This window comes from Microlunatus spumicola (assembly GCF_039536445.1).
Lineage (GTDB): Bacteria > Actinomycetota > Actinomycetes > Propionibacteriales > Propionibacteriaceae > Microlunatus > Microlunatus spumicola.
Window position 1 is genome coordinate 593,363 of record NZ_BAAAYR010000002.1, and the last position, 23,938, is coordinate 617,300.

Consider the following 23,938-nt stretch of genomic DNA (forward strand, 5'->3'; position numbering starts at 1 on the left):
GCCGCTCAGCCGGCGGCCAGGACCCGCGCCTCGGCCCGGCGCCAGGCCAGCGGCCCGGTGCCGTACACGCGCTTGAACGCCGTGCTGAACGTGAAGGGGCTCGTGTAGCCGACGGCCCTGCTGACCGCGGCCACGGTCTCGTCGGTGTCGCGCAGCCGGTCGGCGGCGACGGCGAGGCGCCAGCCGGTCAGGTAGCCCATCGGGGGCTCGCCGACGGCGTCCGCGAACCGCCGGGCGAGGGCCGCCCGGGACAGGCCGACGGCGCCGGCCAGGGACGCGACCGTCCAGGGCCGCGCCGGCTCCTCGTGGAGCAGGGCCAGCGCCGCCCGGACGAGCGGGTCGTCGCCGCCCAGCCACGCCGGGACCCCGGCGGTCGAGGCCGACCACTCCCGGCAGGCCGCGACGACGAGCGCGTCGAGGAGCCGGTCGAGCAGCCCGGCCTGGCCCGGCTCCTCGGCGACGACCTCGGTCGCCAGCACGTCGACCAGGGCGGTGAGCAGCGGTGAGCGGTCCGGTCCGGGGCGCAGCAGGACCGTCGACGGCAGCGCGCCCAGCAGCCGTGCCCCGACCTCCCCGGCCCGCTCGTACGTGCCCACGAGCATCGTGTCGGGACCGTCGCCGGCGTTGCCCCACGAGCGCACGCCCTGCCGCATCGGCAGCTCCAGGCTCGTCCCGTCCGGCGTCTCGCACCGCCCGCCGGGGTGGATGAGCGCCTGCGGCTCCGTCCCGGCCCGGTCCGCGACGACGTACGGCCCGGGACCGCGGACGAGCACCACGTCGCCGGCCATGAGGTCGAGCGCCGGACCGCCGTCGGGGGTCAGCGTCGCCGCGCCGCCCGTCAGCGCCAGCACGGTCAGCGGCGCCTCGTCCTGCACCCGGACCGACCAGGGCGGGGCCATGACGACCCGCAGCAGGAACGCGTCCAGCGCCCGCGGGGCGCGGACGAGGTCGGTGAGCGGGTCCACGGACCGAGCGTAGACGCAGACGAAGGAAAATGAGTGCCCAGAGCATGGATCGTCTCGTGGAACTCGGGCTTGATGGTTCCCATGACGACACCCACCGCTCCTGTCCTCCTCCTCGGCGGCACCGGCCGCACCGGCCGACGCGTCGCGGACCGCCTCCGGGCGCACGGCCGCCCGGTCCGCACCGGCTCCCGCCGCGGCGACCCGCCGTTCGCCTGGGACGAGCCCGGGGGCTGGGACGCGCTGCTCGCCGGGACGCAGGCCGCGTACGTGGCCTACGCGCCGGACCTCGCCCTGCCGGAGGCGGAGGGGCAGCTGCGGCGGCTGGGTGCCGCGGCGGCCGACGCCGGCCTCGAGCGGCTCGTGCTGCTGTCCGGTCGCGGAGAGCCCGCGGCCGCCCGCAGCGAGGCGGCCCTGCGCGAGGGCGGGTGCCCGGTCGCGGTGGTGCGGTCGAGCTGGTTCGCGCAGGACTTCAGCGAGCACTTCCTCCTCGGCCCCGTCCTCGAGGGCGTCGTCGCGCTGCCGACGGCCGGACGCCCGGAGGTCGCCGAGGGGTTCGTCGACGTCGACGACGTGGCGGACGTGGTGACCGCGCTGCTGCTGCGGCCCGACCCGTCCGCGGAGACCGTCGAGCTCTCCGGGCCCGCGCTCGTGACCTTCGCGGAGGCGGCGACCCTGATCGCCCGGGCGACCGGGCGTCCGCTCGCGTACGTGCCCCTCGACGTCGACGGCTTCGTGGCCGGCGCCGTGGCAGGCGGCGTCCCGCCCGAGGAGGCCCGACCGCTCGGGCAGCTCTTCGCGGAGGTGCTCGACGGGCGCAACGAGCACCTGACCGACGGCGTCGCGCGGGTGCTCGGCCGGCCGCCCCGGGCCTTCGCCGACGTCGTCCGCGACCTCGCGGCGACCGGCGTGTGGGACCTCGACGGCACGGCGGTGGCGTCGTGACGACCGGGGCCGGGACCCTGCTCGCCGCGCTGGCCGCCCTCGGAGCGGCTCTCGTCGCCGGCGTGCTGCTCGCCTTCTCCGCCTTCGTCATGCGGGCCCTGGACGCGCTGGCACCCGCCGACGCCGTCCGGGCCATGCAGGAGATCAACCGGCTCGCGCCCGGGCCCGGCCTGCTCGTGCCGCTGATGGGGACGGCCCTGCTCTGCGTGGCGCTCACGGTCCTCGCGGTGCTGTCGCTCGCCACCGGCCCCTCGGCCCGCGGCTGGCTGGTGCTGGTCGGCTGCGTGCTCTACCTCGTGGCCTTCGCGATCACCGCCGGCTACCACGTCCCGGCCAACGACGCCCTGGCCCTGGTCGACCCCGCCGCCGGGGGGACGAGGGAGGTCTGGCGGGCGTACGCGAGGCCGTGGGTGCTGCTGAACCACGTCCGGACCGCCGCGGCCGCCCTCGGCGCCGCGGCCCTGCTCGCGAGCCTCGTCGACCGGTGACGGGTGGGCCGCGCTGCGGTCCCCGCAGCGGGCCCACTAGGGTCGGCAGCGCGATGGAAGTGGTGATCATGCCCTCGGGCACCGAGGTCGGCCTGCTGGCGGCCCGGAAGATCACGCGTCTCGTGGGCGCGCGCCCGGACGCGGTGCTGGGGCTGGCGACCGGGTCGTCGCCGCTCGCGATCTACGCCGCGCTCGCCGCGCACGTCCGCGAGGGCACGCTCGACACGAGCCGGGTCTCCGCCTTCGCGCTCGACGAGTACGTCGGCATCCCGGCCGACCACCCCGAGTCGTACGCCTCCGTCATCGACCGCGAGGTCACCGTCCCGCTGCACCTCGACCCCGAGCGCGTCCAGGTCCCCGACGGCCGGGCGACCGACCTGGAGGCGGCCGGCCGGCGCTACGAGGAGGCGATCCGGGCCGCCGGCGGCGTCGACCTGCAGATCCTGGGCATCGGCGCGAACGGGCACGTGGGGTTCAACGAGCCGACGTCGTCCTTCGCCTCGCGGACGCGCATCAAGACCCTCACCGAGCGCACCCGCGCCGACAACGCGCGCTTCTTCGCCTCCCCGGACGAGGTCCCCACGCACTGCCTGACGCAGGGGCTGGGCACGATCATGGACGCCCGCTCGCTGCTGCTCGTGGCCCAGGGGTCGCAGAAGGCGGCGGCCGTCGCGGCGGCGGTCGAGGGCCCGGTGACGAGCATGTGCCCGGCCTCGATCCTGCAGCACCACCCGCACGCCACGGTCATGGTCGACGAGGCGGCGGCCGCCGACCTGCAGCTCGCCGACTACTACCGCTGGACCTACGCGCACAAGCCGGCCTGGCAGCAGTTCTGAGGCTCCGGCCGGGACCCCGGCTCAGGACGCGAGGGCGCCGACCGGGTCGAGCAGCACGCGCTGCCACACGGTCTCGGCGGCGCCGAGCAGCACCGCGTCGTCCCCGAGCTCGGGCAGGACGACCCTGACCTGCTCGGCCGGGGCCGCGAGGGCGCCGTCCAGCAGGGCGCGCTGCACCCGCGTCGATACCCGGGGGTAGACCTCGCGCAGCAGCCCGCCGAGCACGATGAGGCGGGGGTTGAAGACGTTCACGACGGTCGCGAGGCCGGCGCCGAGGTGCCGGGCGACCCGGTCGAGGCGGGCGGTCACCTCGGGGCCGGGCGCGTGCAGCGCCTCGACCAGCGCCGCGCGCGAGGCGCCCAGGTCCAGGCCGAGCGCCCGCGCGACGGCGTGCCGGCCGATCTCGGTCTCCCAGCAGCCGTGCGAACCGCAGCGGCAGAGCCGGCCGGCGGGGCCCGCCACGGCCATGTGTCCGAGCTCGCCCGCGTAGCCGCCGGCGCCGGCCAGCGGGCGGCCGTCGATGATCACGCCGCTGCCGACCCCGACCTCGCCCTCGACGAAGACCACGTCGGCGCAGCCCCGCGCGACCCCGCGCAGGTGCTCGGCGAGCGCGCCCGCGTCGCCGTCGTTGACGACCTGCACGCGCGTCCCGGGCAGCCGGGACGCCAGCAGCTCGCCGAGGGCGACGTCGCGCCAGCTGAGGTTCGGGGCAAAGCGGACAGCGCCGTCGTCGTGCCGGGTGACGCCGGGGACGGCGACCCCGAGACCGAGGACCCGGCCGGGCGCCGTGGCCACGAGCTCGGCCACGGTCTCCGCGAGGAGGTCGGCCGCGGCCTCGGGCCCGCGGTCGGGCAGCGGCCGGCTGTCGCGGCGGAGGACGGTGCCGCCGAGCCCGACGAGCGCGACCTCGACCTGGTCGATCCGCACCTCGGCGGCGAGCACCTGGACGCCGAGGGGGCAGGGACGCACGACGGGGGAGGGCCGGCCGCGGCTGGCGGGGACGGCGGGGGCGCCGGTGGTGGACTGCTCCACGACCCCGAGCCGGCCGAGCTCGCCGACGAGGCCGGCGACGGTGCTGCGGGTGAGCCCCAGACGCTCGGTCAGCTCGGCCCGGCGCATCGGCCCGTCGAGGTGCAGGTGGCGGAGCAGGACGGCGAGGTTGGTGCGCCGTACGTCGGGGGAGCCGGCGAGGGTCTCGCGGGCGTTCATCGGAGACCCTCGGGGCGGTGCGTCGGGCGGTGCCCGGAGGTCGGGAGCCCGCCGGACCCTGACCGGCTGCGTGCCGACCAGGGTCCGGCAGGCACGGCTATCTCCCGGACGCCGCGGCTCGTCGGCGCGAGATCGCGTCGACGCTCGCCGCGAGCAGCAGGACCAGCCCGGTGACGATGAACTGGATCTCCGCCCGCTGGGTGATCAGGGGCAGGCCGTTCTGGATGACCGCGATCACCAGGCCGCCGATGATGGCGTCGATGATGCGGCCCTTGCCGCCGAAGAGCGACGTGCCGCCGATGACGGCCGCGCCGACCGCGAGCAGCAGCGTCGAGGCGCCACCCGTCGAGGGCGAGACCGAGTTGGCCCGCGAGGCCAGCAGCACGCCGCCGAACGCCGCCAGCGTCGAGCTGATCATGAAGCAGGCGATCTTGATCCGGTTGACGTTGATGCCGGAGCGGCGGGCCGCCTCGGCGTTGCCGCCGACGGCGTACACGTGCTGGCCGAACCGCGTGCGCTTGAGCACGAAGCTCAGCACGACCACGAACACGATGGCGATCGGGACGATCAGGGGCACGCCCTTGAGCGACTTGATCGCCGGGTTGACCGCACGCTCGAGGTTGAAGAGGAAGACCAGCAGGCCCAGGAGCACGGCGAGCACGGCGATCCGCAGCGCGGGCAGCGCCACCGAGGGCGACGGCAGTCCGGCCTTGCTCCGACGCGCACGGCCGAGCACCTCGACGAGCGCGTAGCCCACGACGACCACGAACCACATCACCCAGCCGACGACGGGCGAGAGGTTCTCGTTCATCAGCGACAGGATGAACGGGTCGCGCAGCGGGACGGTGCCACCGGTGCCGATGACGGTCAGCAGCACGCCCTGCAGCGCCAGGAAGGCGGACAGCGTGACGACGAAGGACGGGATGCCCAGCCTCGCCACCAGCAACCCGATCAGCAGGCCGATCACCAGCCCGACGACCAGGGCCGCGAGGAGCGCGGCCGGCCACGGCCAGCCCTTGAGGGTCAGCAGGACGGCCAGGGTGCCGGCGCCGACGCCCGCGGTGTAGCCGGCCGACAGGTCGATCTCGCCGAGGAGCAGCACGAACACCAGGCCCATGGCGATGAAGATGACCGCCGCGCTCTGGTTGAGCAGGTTCGCCCAGTTGAGCTTGGTGGCGAAGGTGTCGGGCCGCAGGATCGTGAAGAGCACGACGAGGAAGACGAAGCCGGCGATGGCCGGCAGCGAGCCGACGTCGCCGCCGCGGACGCGGGTGAGGTAGTCGCGGGCCGCGCTGCCGAGGGTCGCGCGCTCCGGGACGTCCTCCGTCGACGCGGCCGGCTGGGTGGTGGTGCTCATCGCAGCACCTCTCTGTCGGCGGCGAGACCGAGCTCGCCGCTGCGTCCGGTGGTGATGAGCTCGACGATCTGGCCGGTCGTGACGTCGTCGGCGCGGACCGTCGCGGCCAGCTGGCCGAGGTAGAGCGCGGCGACGGTGTCGGCGACCTGCTTGACGTCGTTCATGTTGTGCGAGATCAGGATCACGGCGAGGCCGCTGTCGGCCAGCCGGCGCACCAGGTTGAGCACCTGCTCGGTCTGGGCGACGCCCAGCGCGGCGGTCGGCTCGTCGAGGATGACCAGCTTGCTGTTCCACAGCACGGCCCGCGCGATGGCGACGGTCTGCCGCTGGCCGCCGGAGAGCCGGGACACGGAGGTCCGGACCGACTTCAGCGTGCGGACGGAGAGGCCCTTCAGCGTCTCCTGCGCCCGCCGCTCCATCGTGGTCTCGTCCATGACGATCCCGTTGACCTCCTCGCGGCCGAGGAACATGTTGTGGACCACGTCGAGGTTGTCGCAGAGCGCGAGGTCCTGGTAGACGACCTCGATGCCGAGGTCGCTCGCCGCCTTGGGCGAGTTCACGTTCACCTCGCGGCCCTCGAAGAGGTACGTGCCGCCGTCGAAGGTGTAGGTGCCGGCGATGCCCTTGACCAGGGTCGACTTGCCGGCGCCGTTGTCACCGACGAGCGCGGTGACCTGGCCGAGGTAGCAGTCGAGGTCGACGCCCTTGAGGACGTCCACCGCCCCGAAGCTCTTGGTGATGCCCCGCAGGCTGAGCAGCGGCTGCTGGCCGTCGCCCGACGGGCTGACGGTTCCGGTCGTCATCGGTCCTCCAGAAGATGGGTGGTTCGGGCACGGCCCCGGGGCGTGTCTCCCGACTCCAACGGGCACAGGCGTGGCCCCGCATCCCGACCGGCGGCGGCGGAGTCGCTCAGCGCAGCCCGCTGCGCTTTCGCTCCTCCGTCTTGCCGGACCGGGCGCGGATGCCGCGCCTGCGCCTGCTGGAGATCGGGAGACACGCCCCGGCCGCCCCGCCTCACGAGGAGGCGGGACGACCAGGGCCGGTGGTGTGCTGGGTCAGGAGATGCCCGCGGTGGAGCACGCCTTCTTCAGCTCGGCGGTGGTGCAGACCTTGGCGGCGGTGGTGAAGCCGTCGTCGATGACCGCCTTGACGTTGTCCTTGGTGATCGCCTGCGGGTCGAGCAGGATCGCCTTCTTGCTGGCGCCGGCCTTCGGGTCGTCGAAGGTCTGCGTCGCGAGCGCGTCGGCGCCGGCCACGTCGCCCTTGGCGAGCGCGATGCCGAGCTTGGCGGCCGCGTCGGCCTCCTTGTTCACGGCCTTGTAGACGGTGTTGCACTGGGTGCCGAGCAGGATGCGCTGCAGGCCCTCGTCGGTGGCGTCCTGGCCGCTGACCGGGACCTTGCCGGCGAGGCCGTTGCGGTTGAGGACCGAGATCACGGCACCCGCGAGGCCGTCGTTCGCCGCGGCGACCGCGTCGACCTTGCCGTCCTGCTTCGTGTAGAGCTGCTCGAAGAGCCGGCCGCCCTCCTCGTTGCTCCACTCCGGCACGGCCTGCTCGGCCACGACGTCGTAGCCGGCGTCCTTGATGACCTTGTCGTAGCCCTGCTTGAACAGCGTGGCGTTGTTGTCGGTGGGCGAGCCGTCGAGCTCGACGACCTTGGCCGCGGGCTTGTTGTCGGCCTTGATGCAGCTGACGAGACCCTCGCCGATGGCCGTGCCGACCTTGACGTTGTCGAAGGAGACGTAGTACTTCGCGCCGCCGCCGAGGTTCGCGCGGTCGTAGTCGATGACCGGGATGCCCGCGTCGGTCGCCTTCTTGATGACGGCGGTGCCCGAGTCGGGGTCGAGGCTCGTGATGATGAGCGCCTTGACGCCCGCGCTGATCATGCCGTCGGCGATGGTCTGGAACTGGGTGGCGTCACCCTGCGCGTTCTGGATGTCGGACTGGACGCCCGCGTCGGCGAAGGCCTTGGTGAAGAACGGCCGGTCGGCGGTCTCCCAGCGGGCCGAGGACTCGGTGTCGGGCAGGATCACGCCGATCTTGCCGGTGACGGCCGCGGACGCGCCGCCGGAGGCTGCGGGCTGACCCGCGTCGGAACCGCCGCCGCAGCCGGCGAGGGTGAGGGCCGCGGCCGCGGCGAGCGTGCCGATGCCGAGCAGGTGCTTCTTCATAGATCAAGGACCTTTCGCGGCCAGCCGTCGGCTGACCCAGAGGGCGCGCACCCGATCGGGTGTGCTGGACGTGCCCGTCTGTCCTCGCGAGCGCCGGTCGTGCCGGGAGCTCGTGGCTCCTGGTCGGGTGGCGCGGACCGCATCGACGTTGACGGGTTTATGTAGTGAGCGAGAACTTAACAGCCCTGCGCACCGGATCGGTGGGCTCGGAGCGTCACGTCTTGATAACTGTTGCCGAAAGGTTTCGCCGCGCCTCTGGCGTCGCTGCCCCTCGATGGGATATGTCGCCGGGGAGCCGATTCTGGCCGGGGTGCGGCCGCGGTCAGGCCGACTCGGCCAGGAACCTCAGCCGCCCGTTGACCGCGTCGGGCTCCAGGGCCCGGGCGACCGCCAGCAGGGCGGCGCCGGTGGCCCCGCTGCGCTCGTCCGCGCGTCCCTCGACGACCTGCAGGTCGTTGGTGGCGAGCGGCGACGAGTACGAGTAGACCGACTCCCGCACGCCCGTCAGCAGGTGCTGGCCGGTCAGGCGTCCGCCGACCACGACGACGCTCGGGTTGAGCATGCTCACCGCGTACGCGATCGCCCGTCCGAGCGTGCGGCCGGCGGCGCGGAGCAGGTTCACGGCCTCCGGCGTGCCGGCCTGGACGAGGTCCATCGCATCGCGGGTCGTCGACACGTCGAAGCCCGCGGCCCGCAGGTCCCGGACGATGCTCCAGCCCGCCGCGAGGGACTCGACGCACCCGGTGGCGCCGCAGCGGCAGAGCGGGCCGTCGTCCGGGCGGAGGCGGACGTGCCCGATGTCGCCGGCCGCGCCCTGCGCCCCGCGGAAGAGCGTGCCCGAGCTGATGACCGCGCTGCCGATGCCGGTGCCGGCCTTGACGTAGAGGACGTCGTCGTAGGAGCGCCAGTCGCGGAGGTGCTCGGCGTAGCCGAGGGCGTTCACGTCGTTCTCGACCACCGTGGGCACGTCCAGCCTCGCGCGCACGAGCTTCTCGATGTCGTGGCCGTCCCAGCCCTCCATCACCGACGGCGAGGTCACCCGGCCCCGCGCGTGGTCGACCAGGGCCGGCACCGAGAGCCCCACGCCGAGCAGGTCGTCGGGCGCGCGGCCGGTGTCGGCCAGCAGCTCAAGCCCGGTCGCGGTGACCCAGCCGAGCACGGCGGGCGCACCCGCGCTGACCGGCATCGAGCCCAGGCGCTCGGCCACGACCGCGCCCGTGAGGTCGGTGAGCAGCACGCGGACGTGGTCCTCGCCGACGTCCGCGGCCAGCACGGCGTAGCGGCCGGTGTCGAGGGCGAGGACGCGGGAGGGCCGCCCGCCCGACGGCTTGGCCAGCTCGCCCTCGCGGATGAGCCCGGCCCGGAAGAGGACCTCCAGGCGCTCGGACATCGTGGCGCGCGACAGCCCCGTACGACGGGTCAGGGCGCCCCGCGTCCGGGCCTCGCCCGAGGCGATGTAGCCGAGCACCTCGCCGACGCTGGTCCCCACGCTCAGGCGGGCCATGCTGTCTCCATCCGCCCGTTCCTACCCCACCGCGGGGCTCGGCCCCGGGTCGTCGAGGCTCACGACGAGCGTGGCCCTCGTCCGCGTCGACGCGACCAGCTCGGCGTTGCGGCCGTCGCTGCCGGTCGACCGCTCCCACGCCTCCTCGGCGCTCCGGCCGAACCGCCGGTGCCGGGCCACGAGCCGCTCCAGCCGGACGTCCTCGCCGGGCTCGAGGAACCAGCACTGGTCGAGCAGCGGCCGGACCTGGGCCCAGTCGCCGTCCTCGGCGAGGAGGTAGTTGCCCTCGGTCACGACCAGCGGGACCTCCGCGGGGACGGGGAAGGCGGAGCCGATCGACTCCTCCAGCCCGCGGTCGAACACGGGGGCGTAGACCACCGCGTCCGTACGGTCGCGCAGCCGCCGGAGCAGGTGCAGGTAGCCGGCGACGTCGAAGGTGTCGATCGCCCCCTTGCGCTCGCGCCGGCCGAGCCGGGTCAGCTCGTCGTCGCGGAGGTGGAAGCCGTCCATGCTCACGAGGACGGCGTCGTCGCCGAGGGCCGCGACCACCGCCTCGGCGAGGGTCGACTTGCCGGCGCCGGGAGCGCCGGTGACGCCGAGGAAGGCGCGGCGGCCCGGCGTCACCAGGCTGCGGGCGAGGGCGACGAGCTGCTCCGTGGTGCGCCGCTCGACGGTGGGGGTCGCCATCGACCCTCCTTCCTGCTTAGGGCGGCTACTAGACATAAGTCCCGCCGGGCTGTAGGAATACCGACTAAACACCACCTGGAGGTTCTTGTGCAACGACGCCTGTTCCCTCGCCACCCCGCTCTCGTGCCGCTCGCGCTCGCCGCGGCGGCCACCCTCGCCCTGGCCGGCTGCGGCGGTTCGTCCGCCACGCCGGACGCGGGCTCCAGCTCGGGCGGGGGCGGCGACAAGCCCGTCTCCGTCACCCTGATCACGAAGGACTCGATCAACCCGTTCTGGATCGCCATGCAGAACGGCGCCAAGCAGGCGTCCGAGTCCAACAACGTCAAGCTGACGATCGCCGCGGGCAAGGAGGACGGTGACGAGGCCGGCCAGGTGGAGGCCATCGAGGCGGCCGTCACGCGCGGCGACCAGGGCATCCTGATCACCCCGAACGGCCCCGGCATCAACACGGCGATCAACAACGCCCGCCAGCAGGGGCTCTACGTGATCGCGCTCGACACGCCCCCGGACCCCGCGGACACCGTCGACATCACCTTCGCCACGGACAACTTCAAGGCCGGCGAGGCGATCGGCAAGTGGACCGCCGCGCAGCTCGACGGCAAGAAGGCCACGATCGCGCTGCTCGACGCCTTCAACGACAAGGTCATTTCGGTCGACTACAACCGTGACCAGGGTTTCCTGACCGGCATGGGCATCGACGTCAAGGACCCGAAGAAGAACGGCGACGAGGACAAGACCGGCAGCTACACGGGCGGCAAGGGCGGCGAGTACCAGATCGTCTGCAACGAGCCCACCAAGGGCGCGCAGGACGGCGGCAAGTCGGCGATGGAGGCCTGCCTCTCCAAGAGCAGCGACATCAACGTCGTCTACACGCTGAACGAGCCCGGTGCCGCCGGTGCGGCCGACGCGCTCAAGGCGGCCAACAAGACCGGGACGCTGATCGTCTCCGTCGACGGTGGCTGCCAGGGCGTGGAGAACGTGCAGAACGGCACGATCGGCGCCACCTCGCAGCAGTACCCGCTGAAGATGGCCCAGCTCGGCGTGGAGGCGATCGCCAAGATCGCCCGCGGCGGCGAGAAGCCGGCCGTGACGCCGGGCCTCGACTTCTACGACACGGGCGTCAAGCTCGTGACCGACAAGAAGGTCGACGGCCTCGACAGCATCGACACCACCGAGGGCCTGAGCCTCTGCTGGGGCGAGAAGTAGGACCCACCTGAGAGGGCGGGGACGGGCGCGAGCCCGTCCCCGCCCTCTCGGCGTCCCGGGCGGCGGTCAGCGGTGCCGGCCGGCCTGGCCCGCCTGGCCGAAGACGCGCATCCGCTCCGCCACCATCTCCTGCATCGCCACCCGGCCGCGCCGCTCGTAGAGCGCCGGGTCGACGTTCAGCCCGTCCTCGGCGAGCTGGCTGCGGACCGCGGCCGAGAAGGCCATGTGCGAGTCCATGCCCTGGTTGATCTTGCGGACCCCCAGCTGAGTGGACCGGGCCTTCTCGGCCTCGGGCACGCCCCACGACTCGGGCAGCGTGCCGCCGTGGGCGTTGATCACCTCGCGGAGGTCGGCCGGCAGCGACGACGAGCCGTGCATGACCAGGTGGGTGCCGGGCACGCGGGCCGCGATCTCGCTGATCAGGTCCATGTGGAGCACGGTGCCGTCGGGCGGCGACGTGAACTTGTACGCCCCGTGCGAGGTGCCGATGGCCACCGCCAGCGCGTCCACGTGGGTGCGGCGCACGAACTCCTCCGCCTCGTCCGGGTCGGCCAGCACGATCGCCTTGTGCTCGCCGCCGTCCTCGGAACCGCCGATGGTCCCGAGCTCGCCCTCGACCGACACGCCGCGCGCGGCCGCGTACGCCTGCACCTTCGCCGTCACCGCGACGTTCTCCTCGAACGTCGCGTGGGTGACCCGGTCCTCGGCCAGGCTGCCGTCGATCATGACGCTGGTGAAGCCCGCGTCGATGGCGCGTACGCAGTCGTCGTAGGTGGGCCCGTGGTCGAGGTGGAGGACGACCGGGACGTCGGGGTAGCGGCCGACCGCCGTCTGCATGGCGGCCCAGAAGAGCTCGTCCGTGCCGTGGGCCGAGGCGCCGACGATGGTCTGCACGATGACGGGGGAGTCCGTCTCGCGCGCCGCCTCCAGCACCGCCTCGACCTGGACCAGGTCGGTGACGTTGAAGGCGCCGACGCCGTAGCCGCCGTCCTTCGCCGCGTCGAGCGCCGCGCGCAGGGTGATCAGTGCCATCTCGTCCGTCCGTCCTGCCGCAGACCGGAGGGCCAGCCATTCTGACGTCCGTTGTCTGACAACGAAGGACAGACTAGAGGACGGCGCTGCTAGGGTCCCCGGGTGACCCCGGTTCCGCAGACCCTGCTGGGTCTCGACCTGGGCACGTCCGCGCTCAAGGCCACGCTGGTCGGGCTGGACGGCAGCCGGGTGGCGGGCGGCTCGGTCCGCTCGCCGTTCGCGCCGACCCCGACGACCACCCCGACCCCGTCGGCGGGGACGACCGGGACGCGCGTCGACGACCTGCTCACGTCCGTGGACGCGCTGCTCGCCGACCTGGCGCCCTGGCTGCCCGGGGTCGTCGGGGTCGGGGTGGCCGGGCTCGGGGAGTCGGGCGGCTGGGTCGGCCCGGACGGGGTCGCCGACGTCCCGATGCTGGTCTGGCACGACCGCTACGGCCGGGCCACGGCCGACCTGCTCGTCGCCACGCTCGGCCAGGAGGAGCTGGTGCGGCGCACCGGCCGGCGCGCCCGGTCCTGGACGACGCTGAGCAAGATCGGCTGGCTGGCCGACCGGGGCGTCCGCCCGACGGGACGCTGGACCGGCGCGGCGGGCCTGGTCGTGTGGGCGCTGACCGGGGAGGTCGCGCAGGAACCGTCGCTGGCCGCCACCAGCGGCGCCTTCGACCCGACCACCGGCCGCTACGACGACGACCTGCTCGCGCTGGTCGGGGTGACCGTCGACTGGGCGCCGGTCGTCCGCGCCGGCACCCGCGTCGGCGTCGTCACCGCGGCCGCCGCGGGGCGCACGGGCCTGCCGGACGGCGTGCCGGTGACGATCGCCGGGCACGACCACCCGGTCGGCGTCGTGGGGGCCGGTGCGCGGCCGGAGATGGTGACGGACTCGATGGGCACCGGCGAGCCGCTCCTCGTGGGCTGGGACGCCGCGAGGCCGGTCCCGGCCCTGGACGACCTGCCGGGCCACCTCACGCTCACCGGCTGGCCCGGGCGGTCGGCGCTGATGCTGCTCTGGGAGCACCTGCGCCCGGGCCGCGGGCTGGAGGGCCTGGCCGGGCTGCTGGAGCTCCCGCGCGCGGAGCTCGAGCGGCGGGCGGAGGACCGGCCCGCGCGCCGACCGCTCGACGCCGCCGTCCTCCTCGGGCTCGAGGACGGCCTGCTCGGGCCCGACGACCTGCCCCGGCACCTCCTCGACGACCCGGGCCAGGCCTGGGCCGACGCCCTGGACGGCTACGCCGAGCAGGCGGCGGTCGGAGAGGCGCGGCTGCGGGACCTCGGCGGGGCGGACGGGCCCACCCTGCTCACCGGGGGCGGCACCCGGTCGCCGCGCTGGGTCCGGGCGAAGCGTGAGCGGTCGACCCACGGCCTCGTGGTGGTCGACGACCCCGAGTCCGTCGCGCGCGGTGCCGCCCTGCTGGCCGGGGTCGCCGCGGGCTGCTGGACCGCGGACCACCTCCCGACGCCTCCGGGTGGTCGTCCGTGACCGGACCGGGCCGCGACCGGCCGCCCGTCGAGCGGGCCGGCCTGCGGCGCCCACCGCGGCTCCTCGACGTCGCCGCGCACGCGGGCGTCTCGGCCAAGACGGTGTCGCGCGTGCTGAACGACGAGGCGTACGTGAAGGCGGACATGCGCGAGCGGGTGCTCGCCTCCGTCCGCGCGCTCGGCTACGTCGGCGACGCGGCGGCGATCGGGCTGCGGACGCGACGGTCGGGCTTCGTCGGGCTGATCATCCCGGACGTCCGCAACGGCTTCTTCGGCCTGCTGACCCGCGCGATCGAGGAGCGGTTGACGGAGGCCAGCCCGGCGCTGCTGCTCGGGGACTCCGACGAGGACGTGGACCAGGAGGAGCGCTACCTGCGGCTGTTCCGCCAGCAGCGGGTGGACGGGCTGATCGTGCTGCCGTGCGGTGCCCCGAGCCTGCCCGACGCGGTCTCGGAGATCCCGACGGTCGTCCTCGACCGGACCGTGCCGAGCGTCCGCGGGATCGCCGACCACGTCCTCCCCGCGAACCGCAGGGCCGCCGAGGCGCTCGTGTCGCACATGGTCCAGCACCACCGCCTGGAGCGGGTCGCGCTCGTGGCGGGGGACCGGTCGCTGTCGAACGTCCGCGACCGGCAGGACGGCTACCGCCGGGTGCTGCGCGCCGCCGGCCTGGCGACGCACGTGAGCGACGGCCACACCACCCCCGACGACGCGGCGGCCGGCGCGTACGCGCTCTTCTCCACCCTGGAGCCGCCGTTCGGGGTGTTCACGACGAACAACCGGATGTTCTGGGGGGCCCTCGCGGCGATCGAGCGGCTGGGCCTGACCATCCCGCGCGACGTCGTCGTGACGACCATCGACTCGATCGGCGAGGCGACCGTGACGGGCCTGCGGCCCACGCAGGCCGTGGTGCCGGTGGCGACGGTCGCCGCCCGGACGATGCAGCTGCTCGCGGAACGCACCCGGGACCCGTCCCTGCCGCCCCGCCGCGTCACGGTCGACCTCGACCTCGAGCACGGGACGACCTGCGGCTGCGTGCCGCTGACCGGCTCGCCGCTGATGGTCGGGTCGATGCCGCCCGGACCGGCCTAGACCGGCGCGGGCGCGGCGGCGAGCACCTGGTCGCGCAGCCGGACGAAGGTCGCCGCGTCGACCGTCGCCCCGGTGTGGCGCAGGGCCAGCACGGCGGCGCCGACCAGGCCGTCCGGCACGGCGACGACGGGGGCGCCCCCGGCCGGGGGCACGAGGTCGCGGGCGAGCGACGCGGGTGCGGCGAGGATGCCCCGGACCACCACGCTGCCGCCGACGACCACCGGGCCCTCGAGCTCGGGCACCCGGACGGCGTCGACGAGGTCGGCGAGCGCCCGGGACGCGGCCACGACGATCGCCCGCGCCGTCGGGTCGTCGGGGACGGCGAAGGCGAGCGGTGCGAGCTCGGCCAGCGCGACGGGGCGTCGGGCGTACACGGCGGACACGACCTGCCGGATCGCCGACGCCCGTCCGGCGGCGCCGTCCGGGTCGGCGCTGCCGGTGCCGACGCCGAGGGCGTCCAGCACGAGCGGGGTGAGGGCGGTCGGCCCGGTCTGGCCGTCCAGCGCGGCGACCACGGCCCGCGCGACCTCGCGGCCGATCCAGAAGCCGCCGCCGGCGTCACCGAGCAACCAGCCGCGGCCGCCGACCACGCGGTCGAGCTCGCCGTCCACGACCCGCGCCGCGACCGTCCCCGTGCCGGCGATCAGGGCGTAGCCGTCGGGCGACGGCGTCCCCGAGCAGAAGAGCGCCAGCAGGTCGTGGTCGAGCACGACCCGCCGCACCCCGTACGCGGCCAGCCGCGCGGTCACCTCCTCGCGGAACGTCTCGGTCTGCTCGCCGGCCATCGCGACGACGGCGACGTCGGCCGACCCGGCCACGGCCAGGGCCGCTCCCGCGGCACCCCCGATCGCGTCCGCGGCCGGCACGATGCCCGCCGCCGTCGGGTTGCCCGCCGGTCCGCGCCCGTAGCCGAGGACCTCCCCGGCGCCGGTCACGGCGACCGCCCGGGTGCTGGTGCCCCCGGCGTCGAGGGCGAGCAGCGTCATCGGACGTCCGCCTGGAGCTTCATGCGGCGATTCTCTCCGGTCGCCACCGCCCGGCTCCCGCGCGGCCGCCCGTTAGCGTCGCCGGATGCCTCTCGCTCCGCTGGCCCTGGTCCCCCGTCCCACGTCGGTCCGGCGGGAGGACGGCGCGTACGTGCTCCCGTCCGACCTCGCCGTCGCCGGCACGCCGGCCTGGGCCGCCGTCGTCCGCCGGCTGCTCGCGCCCGGGACCGGTCTCGACCTGCCGCTGTCCGAGCAGGGGGCCCTGCGGCTGGTGCGCGACCCGGGGCTCGCCGAGGAGGCCTACCGGCTGCGGGTCGCCGAGGACGGCATCACCCTCACCGCGGCCACGGAGCGCGGCCTCAACTGGGCCGTGCAGACGCTGCGCCAGCTGCTGCCGCCCAGCGTGCTGCTCCCGGCCCCGACCGGCGAGCGGCTGAGCGTGCCGTTCGTGGTCGTCGAGGACGGGCCGCGCTTCGGGTGGCGCGGGGTGATGCTCGACGTCGGCCGCCACTTCTTCGCGCTGCCCGACCTGTTCCGCGTCGTCGACCTGCTGGCGCTGCACAAGCACAACGTCCTCCACCTGCACCTCACCGAGGACCAGGGCTGGCGCTTCCCCGTCCCGGGCCTGCCGCGGCTCACCGAGGTCGGCGGCTGGCGCGCCGAGACGCGGCGGCCGCACGACGCCGAGGGGGACGGCACCCCGCACGGCGGCTCCTACACGGCCGACCAGCTGCGCGCGCTCGTCGCGTACGCCGGCCAGCGCGGCATCACGGTCGTCCCCGAGATCGACCTGCCCGGGCACGCGCTGGCGCTCCTGGCCGCCTACCCGGAGCTGGGCAACGACCCGGCGGCGGGCTACCGGACCGCCACGACCTTCGGGGTCTTCGACGAGGTGCTGAACGTCAGCGACGAGACGCTGGACCGCGTCCTGGAGGTCTACGCCGCGCTGCTGGACGTCTTCCCCGGCCCGTACGTCCACGTCGGCGGCGACGAGTGCCCCCGGACCGAGTGGCTGGCCAGCCCGGCGGCGCGGGCCCTGGCCGCCGAGCGCGGGCTCGCCGACGTGACCCACCTGCAGCGGTGGTTCACCGAGCGGCTGCGCGACTGGCTCGCCGCCCGCGGGCGCCGGCTCGTGGGCTGGGACGAGATCTGCGACGAGGGCCCGCTCGAGGGCGCCGTGGCGATGGCCTGGCGCGGCGCCGAGCACGGTGTGGCCGCCGCCGCGGCGGGCATGGGCGTCGTGATGGCTCCGTACTCGCACACGTACCTCGACTTCTACCCCGGTGCCGGGGCGGAGGAGCCGTACGCGATCGGCGGCCTCACCACGACCGAGACCGTCTACGGCTTCGAGCCGCTGGCCGGCGTGCCGCCGGAGAGCGCGGACCGGGTCCTCGGCACCCAGTGCCAGCTGTGGACCGAGTACGTGCCGAGCCTGCGGCGCGCGGAGTACCAGCTCTTCCCCCGGGCGTCCGCGCACGCCGAGGTGGCCTGGTCGGCGCCCGAGGGCCGGTCGTGGCCCGAGTTCGCGGAACGGCTCGACGTCCACCTCGGCCGGCTCGACGCGCTCGGCGTGAACTTCCGGCCCGAGGCGGGCCCGCACCCCTGGCAGCAGGGCGGTTCGGGGAGCCTGCGCCGTCCGATCGATCCGGTCGATCCGGCGGCGACGGCGGCGACGGCATGACAGTCCGGGAGGCGGTCCCCGTGGTCGTCCTCTCCGTGCAGGTCGGCGGGCCCAGGGCCTACCCCTGGCTCGGCCGCCCGATCGTCACGAGCATCGTCAAGCACCCCGTCGCGGGTCGGGTCCGGGTCCACGCCCACCACCTGGAGGGCGACGAGCAGGCCGACCCGAACGCCCACGGCGGGGCCGACAAGGCCGTCCACGCGTACGCCCGCGAGGACCTGGACTGGTGGGCGGCCGAGCTCGGGCACCCGCTGGCGAACGGGACGTTCGGCGAGAACCTGACCACCTCCGGGCTGGACCTGACCCACGCCGTCATCGGCCAGACGTGGCGGGTGGGGACGGCGGTCCTGCAGGTCACCGAGCCGCGCACCCCCTGCTGGAAGCTCGGCTTCCGGATGGGGGACCCCGGCTTCCCGCGGCGGATGGCAGCCGCTCGCCGCCCGGGGGTGCTGCTGCGCGTCCTCGAGGAGGGCGCGCTCGGCCCGGGCGACGCGGTCACCCTCGAACGACCACCGGCGCACGGGATCACGGCCGCCGACATCACCCGGGTCTACCTCCGCGAGTCCCGCGACCTCTCGGTGATCGACGCCGCGCCGGAGCTGGCCGCGCACTGGCGGACCTGGGCCGGCCACCGCACGGTCTGGCACGAGGAGGACGAGCGGCGCGGCAGGACCCGCCCCGCGACCTCCGAGGGCTGACGCCCGTCGCGGGGCAGAATTTCAGCGAACGTTCATCCCCACTGATGTTTCGGTTCTGTTGCGTTCTGCGGTCTATCGGGCCCAGGTGCTTGCCGACCGCTCGGCCCACGCTCTAACGTGAGAGCGAATTTCAGTCCGAGCGGAAGTTGGCGATAGTCATTCTCACGTCCGAGCGTGCCGCGCAGACGCGCGAGCAGTCGCCCGCGGTCGCCGACCGCATCCGGGCGCTGCACTCGGACATGCCCGCGGCCCTCGCCCGCGTCGCCGACTACCTCCTGCTGCACCCGCAGGCGCCGCTCACCCTGTCGATCGGCGAGCTGGCCGAGCAGGCCGGGACCTCCGCCGCCTCGGTCACGCGCTTTTGCCGGATGGTCGGCTACGCCGGCTACGTCGAGATGCGGGTCGGCATCGCGACGGACGTCGGCCGGAGCACGGCGCGGGAGTCGTGGGCCACGGAGATCGGCCGCGAGTTCGGCCCGGACGACACGCCGGAGCTGCTGCTCGCGCGCCTGATCGGCAGCCACACGAAGTCGCTGCGGGAGGCCACGTCCGCGATCGACCTCGAGGTGATGAGCGAGGTCTCCGGACGGATCGCGCGCAGCGGCCAGGTCGACGTCTACGGCGTGGGCGGCAGCGCGATGCTGGCCGCCGAGCTCCAGGGCCGGCTCTACCGGATCGGCGTGCCGGCCTTCGCCTGGGCGGACGCGCACCTCGGACTGGTCAGCGCCGCCATCCAGGGGCCGGGCACGGTCGCGATCGGGATCTCCACCACCGGCCGGACCGAGGAGACCATCGAGATGCTCGCCGAGGCGGGCCGCGCCGGGGCCTTCACCGTCGCCATCACGAACAACCCCGGCTCCCCGCTCGACGAGCTGGCCGACCGCAGCATCGTCACCTCCGTCTACGAGCAGGCGCTGCAGCCCGACGACCTCTCCGCCAAGCACGGGCAGCTGCTCGTGCTCGACCTGCTCTACCTCCTCGTCGCGCAGGAGGACTTCGACCGCTCCAGCGACAAGCTCGCGGCCTCCGCGCTGGCCGTCGCCTCGCACCGCCGGCCCCGTCGCACCCCGGGCCGCGGCGGCGGGCAGGACCACGCGTGACGCCCCCTCCTTCCACCCACCAGGACACCGACGCAAGGGACACGATGGACTTCAGCCAGGCCGTGCACGGCTTCGCCGAGCAGGTGAGCACGCGGCTCGACAAGATCACCGCGCTCGCCGCGGACGGCGGGCTCGACGCCGCCGTCGAGCTCATGACCACCACGATCGAGTCGGGCGGTGTGATCCACGCCTTCGGCACCGGGCACTCCGAGGCGTTCGCCATGGAGATCGCCGGCCGGGCGGGCGGGCTCATCCCCACCAACAAGATCGCCCTGCGCGACCTCGTCCTGCGCGGCAGCCTCACCACCGACCAGCTCGGCGGCTCGAGCCTGGAGCGCAACCCGGACAACGTGCAGGAGCTGTGGGAGCTCTCCGGCATCCAGGCCGGGGACCTGCTCATGATCGCGTCGAACTCCGGCGTGAACGGCTCGATCGTCGGGCTGGCGCTGCTGGCCAAGGAGCACGGCATCCCGCTCGTCGTCGTCACCTCGCTCGAGCACACGATGGCCGTCCCGCTCAAGCACCCGAGCGGCAAGCGGCTGTCCGACGTCGGCGACGTGGTGATCGACAACCTCGCCCCGTACGGCGACGCCACCCTCGAGCTCTCGGGCGGGGTCCCCGTCGGCGCCGTCTCCTCGATCACGGCGGCCTACGTCGCGCAGCTCCTCACCATCGGCGTCTCCGAGCGGATCTCCGCCGACGGCCGCCGCCCGCCGCTCTACCTCTCCGCGAACATCCCCGGCGGCGACGAGCACAACTCCGCGCTCGAGCAGCTCTACGCCGGCCGCATCCACCGCGGCACCTAGACCCCCGCACGACCGCAGCACCGCACCACCCGCAGGACCGCACGACCGCACGACCCGCAGCACCGCACGGCACGTGACCACCCGCAACGCACCGGAGGACCAACCCATGAAGACGCAGTCCCAGACGCTCTCGTCCCTGCACAGGCGCGACTTCCTGCGCGGCGGTCTCGCCGTCGCCGCGCTCGCGACCTCCGGCCTCGCCGGCTGCGCCGCCTCCGGCACCGGCTCGACCCCGGCGGCGAGCTCCGCCGCGGGCCCGACCAGCGCGGAGAACCCCTTCGGCCTGGCCGCGAACAGCAGCACCGAGGCCGTGATCTTCAAGGGCGGCTACGGCATCGAGTACGCGGAGTTCGCGGGCAAGGCCATGCAGACCAAGCAGTCCGGTTCGACGGTCAAGGTCGACGCCGCGACCAACATCGCCCAGACCCTGCAGCCGCGCTTCGTCGCCGGCAACCCGCCGGACGTCATCGACAACTCGGGCGCGGGCCTGATCGGCATCAACACCATCCGCGACCAGCTGGCCGACCTCACCGACGTGATCAACGCCAACAACTACGAGGGCACCAAGATCGCGGACACCCTCTACCCGGGCGTCACCGCGCCGGGCACGTTCGACGGCAAGTTCGTCCAGCTGAACTACGTCCTCACGGTGTACGCGCTCTGGTACTCCGCGTCGCTCTTCGAGTCGGAGGGCTGGACGGTCCCGAAGACCTACGACGAGATGTACGAGCTCGGCGGCCAGGCCAAGGCCAAGGGCAAGTTCCTGCTCGGCTGGGGCAAGGAGGCCGCGACCTACTACCAGACGATGGCGATCGCCTCGGCGATCAAGCAGGGCGGCGACGAGGTGCGCCTCGCGCTGGAGAACCTCAAGCCCGACGCCTGGTCGATGCAGCCGGTCCAGGACGTGTTCAACGGCCTGAAGAAGATCATCGACGCCGGCTACGTCAAGAAGGGCGGCGCGGGCACGCAGTTCACGGCCGCGCAGGCGCAGTGGAGCAACGACCAGGACTTCATCCTCTACCCCTCGGGCGGCTGGATCGAGAACGAGATGAAGACCCAGACCAAGGACGACTTCAAGATGACCGGGGCCCCCGAGCCCACGGTCAGCAGCACCTCGGCGATGCCGTGGGAGGCGCTGCACTCGACGGCGGGCGAGGGCTACATCGTCCCGGCGCAGGGCAAGAACGTCGCCGGCGGCAAGGAGTTCCTCCGCGCGATGCTGTCCAAGGACGCGGCGACCAACTTCGCCAAGACCACCTTCAGCTCGAGCATCGTCAAGGGCCTCATCCCCGAGGACGGCTTCGGCTCGACGGCGCTGCAGTCGCAGGTCAAGATGCTCGACGCCGCCGGCACGAACGTCTTCACCTGGAACTTCGTCGACCTCTACGGCACGAACACCGACCAGCTCGTGCTGTGGAACGCCTTCCTGCAGGGCGGCTCCGACGTCGCGACGCTGACCAAGGGCCTGCAGTCGATCACCGACAAGATCGCCAAGGACGACTCGATCAAGAAGGTCCCGGTGTCGTGACGGCCGTTGGTCCGGTCGCCCCCGTCGAGGGGGCGGCCACCTCGGTCGGGCTGCGGCACGGCCTGCGCCAGCTGGGTTCCCCGCGGTGGCGCAAGCGGAACCTGACCTTCGACCGGATCAGCTTCTTCGCGGTCTTCCTGGTCGTCCCGCTCGTCGCCTACATCGCCTTCGTGGTGTCGCCGTTCGTGCAGGCCGCGTACTTCTCGCTGACCAGCTGGACGGGCTTCTCCCCGGAGATCCCGTTCGTCGGCCTCGCGAACTACGCCAAGCTGCTCGACGACGACATCTTCCTGAAGGCCGTCGGCAACAGCGTGGTCTTCGCGCTGGTGCTGCCGACCGTGACGCTGGCGCTGGCGATGTTCTTCGCCACGCTGGTGACGGTCGGCGGCTCCAGCCGCGGCAACGTGCGGGGGCTGGCCGGGTCGAGCTTCTACCGGATCGTGTCGTTCTTCCCGTACGTCATCCCGGCCATCGTCATCGGCCTGATCTGGTCGCAGATCTACGACCCCAACAGCGGCATCCTCAACGGTGTCCTGACGGGCGTGGGCCTCGACCAGTTCCAGTCGTACGCCTGGCTGGGCGAGGTCGGCGCGGCCAAGCTCGCGGTCATGTTCGTCATCGTGTGGGGCCTGGTCGGCTTCTACATGGTGCTGTTCATCGCCGCGATCAAGGGCATCCCCGCGGAGATCTTCGAGGCGGCCCGCGTGGACGGCGTCGGACGGTTCCGCACGACGATCTCGATCACCATCCCGCTCGTGCGGGACAACATCCAGACCGCGTACATCTACATGGGCATCCTCGCCCTGGACGCCTTCGTCTACATGGCCGCGCTCGAGCCGGGCGGCGGTCCCGACAACTCCACCCTGGTCATGTCGCAGCAGCTGTTCACGACGGCCTTCACCAAGGGCCAGTTCGGCTACGCCTGCGCCATGGGCGTCGTGCTCGCGGTGATCACGCTGGCGTACGCGGGGCTGGTCTTCCTGGTCATCCGGCTCACCGGTGGACGCGACGAGGTGGCGGAATGACGACGACGCAGGCTCCCCCGGGGGCCACCGACGTGACCGCGGGACGGACGGCGCCGGAGGCGGCGCGCACCCCGGGCCGCTCGACCGGCGACACCGCGGTGACCGCCGGCTCGCACGCCGTGCTGATCATCTGGTCGCTGCTCGTGATCGTGCCGCTGCTATGGGTGGTCATGAGCTCGTTCAAGACCAGCTCGGAGATCTTCGCGTCGCCGTTCGCGCTGCCCGAGCGGCTGCGGTTCGACAACTACGCGAACGCGTGGACGACGGCCGGGATCGGCAGCTTCTTCCTCAACTCGGTCATCGTCGTCTTCGGCGCGCTGATCGTGACGATGCTGTTCGGCTCGATGTCGGCGTACGTGCTCGCGCGGTTCCCGTTCCCGGGCAACCGCTTCATCTACTACCTGATGCTGGCCGGGCTGACCTTCCCGATCTTCCTGGCGATCGTGCCGCTGTTCTTCGTGCTGCGCGGGGCCGGGCTGCTCAACACCCTGCCCGGGCTGATCCTCGTGTACGCGGCGTTCGCGTTCCCGTTCACGGTGTTCTTCCTCTACTCGTTCTTCCGCTCGCTGTCGTCCTCGATCGCCGAGGCGGCCGCGCTGGACGGGGCGGGGGAGTGGCGGACCTTCTTCTCGGTGATGCTGCCGATGGCCCGGCCGGGGCTCGCCACCGTCGCGATCCTGAACTTCGTGGGGCTGTGGAACCAGTTCCTGCTCCCGGTCGCGCTGAACACGAACCCGGACAACTACGTGCTCACCCAGGGCATGGCGTCGTTCGCCTCGCAGGCCGGCTACTCGGTCGACTTCGGCGCCCTCTTCGCCGCCGTCGTGATCACGGTCGTCCCGGTGCTGGTGGTCTACCTGATCTTCCAGCGCCAGCTGCAGGGTTCCGTGTCGCAGGGGACCAACAAGTAGTCGCACCGCAGCACGCCCCCTGAGCTTGTCGAAGGGCAGAACGCCCCCTGAGCCCGTCGAAGGGCAGAACGCCCCCTGAGCCTGTCGAAGGGCCTCGAAGAGGTCGGCTTCTCCTCACGAAGAGAGCCAACCCCTGCGGGGCCCTTCGACAGGCTCAGGGGGCGTTCTCGTGTGGGCCCTTCGACAGGCTCAGGGGGCGTTCTCGTGTGGGCCCTTCGACAGGCTCAGGGGGCGTT

The 23,938-nt window shown here is 73.5% G+C and carries 22 protein-coding genes; 13 read left to right on the forward strand and 9 right to left on the reverse strand.

Annotated elements, in window-relative coordinates; all coding sequences use genetic code 11:
- Window positions 1–5: 5 nt before the first annotated feature.
- On the reverse strand, window positions 6–965 hold the full coding sequence (locus ABD665_RS11720) for a cupin domain-containing protein (RefSeq protein ID WP_204910502.1): 960 nt from the start codon (window positions 963–965) through the stop codon (window positions 6–8).
- A gap of 81 nt (window positions 966–1,046) precedes the next feature.
- On the opposite strand from ABD665_RS11720, the gene ABD665_RS11725 reads away from it, so the two are divergent.
- The 3 genes from ABD665_RS11725 to nagB are packed head-to-tail and all read left to right on the forward strand — an operon-like array spanning window position 1,047 to window position 3,231.
- Window positions 1,047–1,907, forward strand: a complete 861-nt coding sequence (locus ABD665_RS11725) for a Rossmann-fold NAD(P)-binding domain-containing protein (RefSeq protein ID WP_344742395.1) — start codon at window positions 1,047–1,049, stop codon at window positions 1,905–1,907.
- Complete coding sequence (locus ABD665_RS11730) at window positions 1,904–2,395, forward strand: anthrone oxygenase family protein (protein ID WP_204910501.1); 492 nt, start codon at window positions 1,904–1,906, stop codon at window positions 2,393–2,395. The genes ABD665_RS11725 and ABD665_RS11730 overlap by 4 nt, the downstream gene beginning before the upstream one ends.
- 53 nt (window positions 2,396–2,448) lie before the next feature.
- Window positions 2,449–3,231 (forward strand): glucosamine-6-phosphate deaminase, encoded by a 783-nt coding sequence (gene nagB / locus ABD665_RS11735; RefSeq protein WP_204910500.1) that lies wholly within the window; start codon window positions 2,449–2,451, stop codon window positions 3,229–3,231.
- Between the two features lie 21 nt (window positions 3,232–3,252).
- Here the strand turns inward: nagB and ABD665_RS11740 are convergent, their stop codons facing one another.
- The 6 genes from ABD665_RS11740 to ABD665_RS11765 all read right to left on the reverse strand — a co-directional run bounded on the left by ABD665_RS11740 (window position 3,253) and on the right by ABD665_RS11765 (window position 10,159).
- The gene (locus tag ABD665_RS11740; protein ID WP_204910499.1) at window positions 3,253–4,440 is read right to left on the reverse strand and encodes an ROK family protein; all 1,188 of its coding nucleotides are present in this window, start codon (window positions 4,438–4,440) and stop codon (window positions 3,253–3,255) included.
- A 97-nt stretch (window positions 4,441–4,537) separates the two neighbouring features.
- Window positions 4,538–5,797: an ABC transporter permease subunit gene (locus ABD665_RS11745; protein ID WP_204910498.1), complete on the reverse strand. Its 1,260-nt coding sequence runs from the start codon at window positions 5,795–5,797 to the stop codon at window positions 4,538–4,540.
- Complete coding sequence (locus ABD665_RS11750; protein WP_204910497.1) at window positions 5,794–6,600, reverse strand: ATP-binding cassette domain-containing protein; 807 nt, start codon at window positions 6,598–6,600, stop codon at window positions 5,794–5,796. Before ABD665_RS11750 ends, ABD665_RS11745 begins: the two co-directional genes overlap by 4 nt.
- A gap of 252 nt (window positions 6,601–6,852) precedes the next feature.
- On the reverse strand, window positions 6,853–7,968 hold the full coding sequence (locus ABD665_RS11755; RefSeq protein WP_204910496.1) for a substrate-binding domain-containing protein: 1,116 nt from the start codon (window positions 7,966–7,968) through the stop codon (window positions 6,853–6,855).
- A 322-nt stretch (window positions 7,969–8,290) separates the two neighbouring features.
- A complete protein-coding gene (locus tag ABD665_RS11760; protein WP_204910495.1) occupies window positions 8,291–9,472 on the reverse strand; it encodes an ROK family protein in 1,182 nt (393 codons plus the stop codon).
- 21 nt (window positions 9,473–9,493) lie between these two features.
- Window positions 9,494–10,159, reverse strand: a complete 666-nt coding sequence (locus ABD665_RS11765) for a nucleoside/nucleotide kinase family protein (RefSeq protein ID WP_204910494.1) — start codon at window positions 10,157–10,159, stop codon at window positions 9,494–9,496.
- A 123-nt stretch (window positions 10,160–10,282) separates the two neighbouring features.
- Between ABD665_RS11765 and ABD665_RS11770 the strand changes: the two genes are divergently transcribed.
- Window positions 10,283–11,365: a substrate-binding domain-containing protein gene (locus tag ABD665_RS11770; protein WP_204910493.1), complete on the forward strand. Its 1,083-nt coding sequence runs from the start codon at window positions 10,283–10,285 to the stop codon at window positions 11,363–11,365.
- 66 nt (window positions 11,366–11,431) lie between these two features.
- On the opposite strand, the gene ABD665_RS11775 is transcribed toward ABD665_RS11770, so the two are convergent.
- Window positions 11,432–12,397: a ketose-bisphosphate aldolase gene (locus ABD665_RS11775; protein WP_204910492.1), complete on the reverse strand. Its 966-nt coding sequence runs from the start codon at window positions 12,395–12,397 to the stop codon at window positions 11,432–11,434.
- A 102-nt stretch (window positions 12,398–12,499) separates the two neighbouring features.
- Here ABD665_RS11775 and ABD665_RS11780 point away from each other — a divergent pair, with 102 nt between their 5' ends.
- Window positions 12,500–13,876, forward strand: a complete 1,377-nt coding sequence (locus ABD665_RS11780; protein WP_204910491.1) for an FGGY family carbohydrate kinase — start codon at window positions 12,500–12,502, stop codon at window positions 13,874–13,876.
- Window positions 13,873–14,967, forward strand: coding sequence for a substrate-binding domain-containing protein (locus ABD665_RS11785; RefSeq protein WP_204910490.1), 1,095 nt, complete (start codon window positions 13,873–13,875; stop codon window positions 14,965–14,967). The genes ABD665_RS11780 and ABD665_RS11785 overlap by 4 nt, the downstream gene beginning before the upstream one ends.
- Here ABD665_RS11785 and ABD665_RS11790 read toward each other — a convergent pair.
- Window positions 14,964–15,953: a BadF/BadG/BcrA/BcrD ATPase family protein gene (locus tag ABD665_RS11790; RefSeq protein WP_204910489.1), complete on the reverse strand. Its 990-nt coding sequence runs from the start codon at window positions 15,951–15,953 to the stop codon at window positions 14,964–14,966. The genes ABD665_RS11785 and ABD665_RS11790 overlap by 4 nt on opposite strands.
- An 85-nt stretch (window positions 15,954–16,038) precedes the next feature.
- Here ABD665_RS11790 and ABD665_RS11795 point away from each other — a divergent pair, with 85 nt between their 5' ends.
- From ABD665_RS11795 to ABD665_RS11825, 7 genes are all read left to right on the forward strand, one after another.
- A complete protein-coding gene (locus tag ABD665_RS11795; protein WP_204910488.1) occupies window positions 16,039–17,634 on the forward strand; it encodes a family 20 glycosylhydrolase in 1,596 nt (531 codons plus the stop codon).
- Window positions 17,635–17,654: 20 nt separating this feature from the next.
- Window positions 17,655–18,332, forward strand: coding sequence for an MOSC domain-containing protein (locus ABD665_RS11800; RefSeq protein WP_204910487.1), 678 nt, complete (start codon window positions 17,655–17,657; stop codon window positions 18,330–18,332).
- Between the two features lie 146 nt (window positions 18,333–18,478).
- Window positions 18,479–19,432: an SIS domain-containing protein gene (locus ABD665_RS11805; RefSeq protein WP_204910486.1), complete on the forward strand. Its 954-nt coding sequence runs from the start codon at window positions 18,479–18,481 to the stop codon at window positions 19,430–19,432.
- Window positions 19,433–19,476: 44 nt separating this feature from the next.
- Complete coding sequence (locus tag ABD665_RS11810; RefSeq protein ID WP_204910485.1) at window positions 19,477–20,238, forward strand: sugar isomerase domain-containing protein; 762 nt, start codon at window positions 19,477–19,479, stop codon at window positions 20,236–20,238.
- A gap of 106 nt (window positions 20,239–20,344) precedes the next feature.
- On the forward strand, window positions 20,345–21,766 hold the full coding sequence (ngcE, locus tag ABD665_RS11815) for an N-acetylglucosamine/diacetylchitobiose ABC transporter substrate-binding protein (RefSeq protein WP_204910484.1): 1,422 nt from the start codon (window positions 20,345–20,347) through the stop codon (window positions 21,764–21,766).
- Complete coding sequence (locus ABD665_RS11820) at window positions 21,763–22,791, forward strand: carbohydrate ABC transporter permease (RefSeq protein ID WP_344742396.1); 1,029 nt, start codon at window positions 21,763–21,765, stop codon at window positions 22,789–22,791. Before ngcE ends, ABD665_RS11820 begins: the two co-directional genes overlap by 4 nt.
- Complete coding sequence (locus tag ABD665_RS11825; RefSeq protein WP_204910483.1) at window positions 22,788–23,702, forward strand: ABC transporter permease subunit; 915 nt, start codon at window positions 22,788–22,790, stop codon at window positions 23,700–23,702. The genes ABD665_RS11820 and ABD665_RS11825 overlap by 4 nt, the downstream gene beginning before the upstream one ends.
- Window positions 23,703–23,938: the final 236 nt, after the last annotated feature.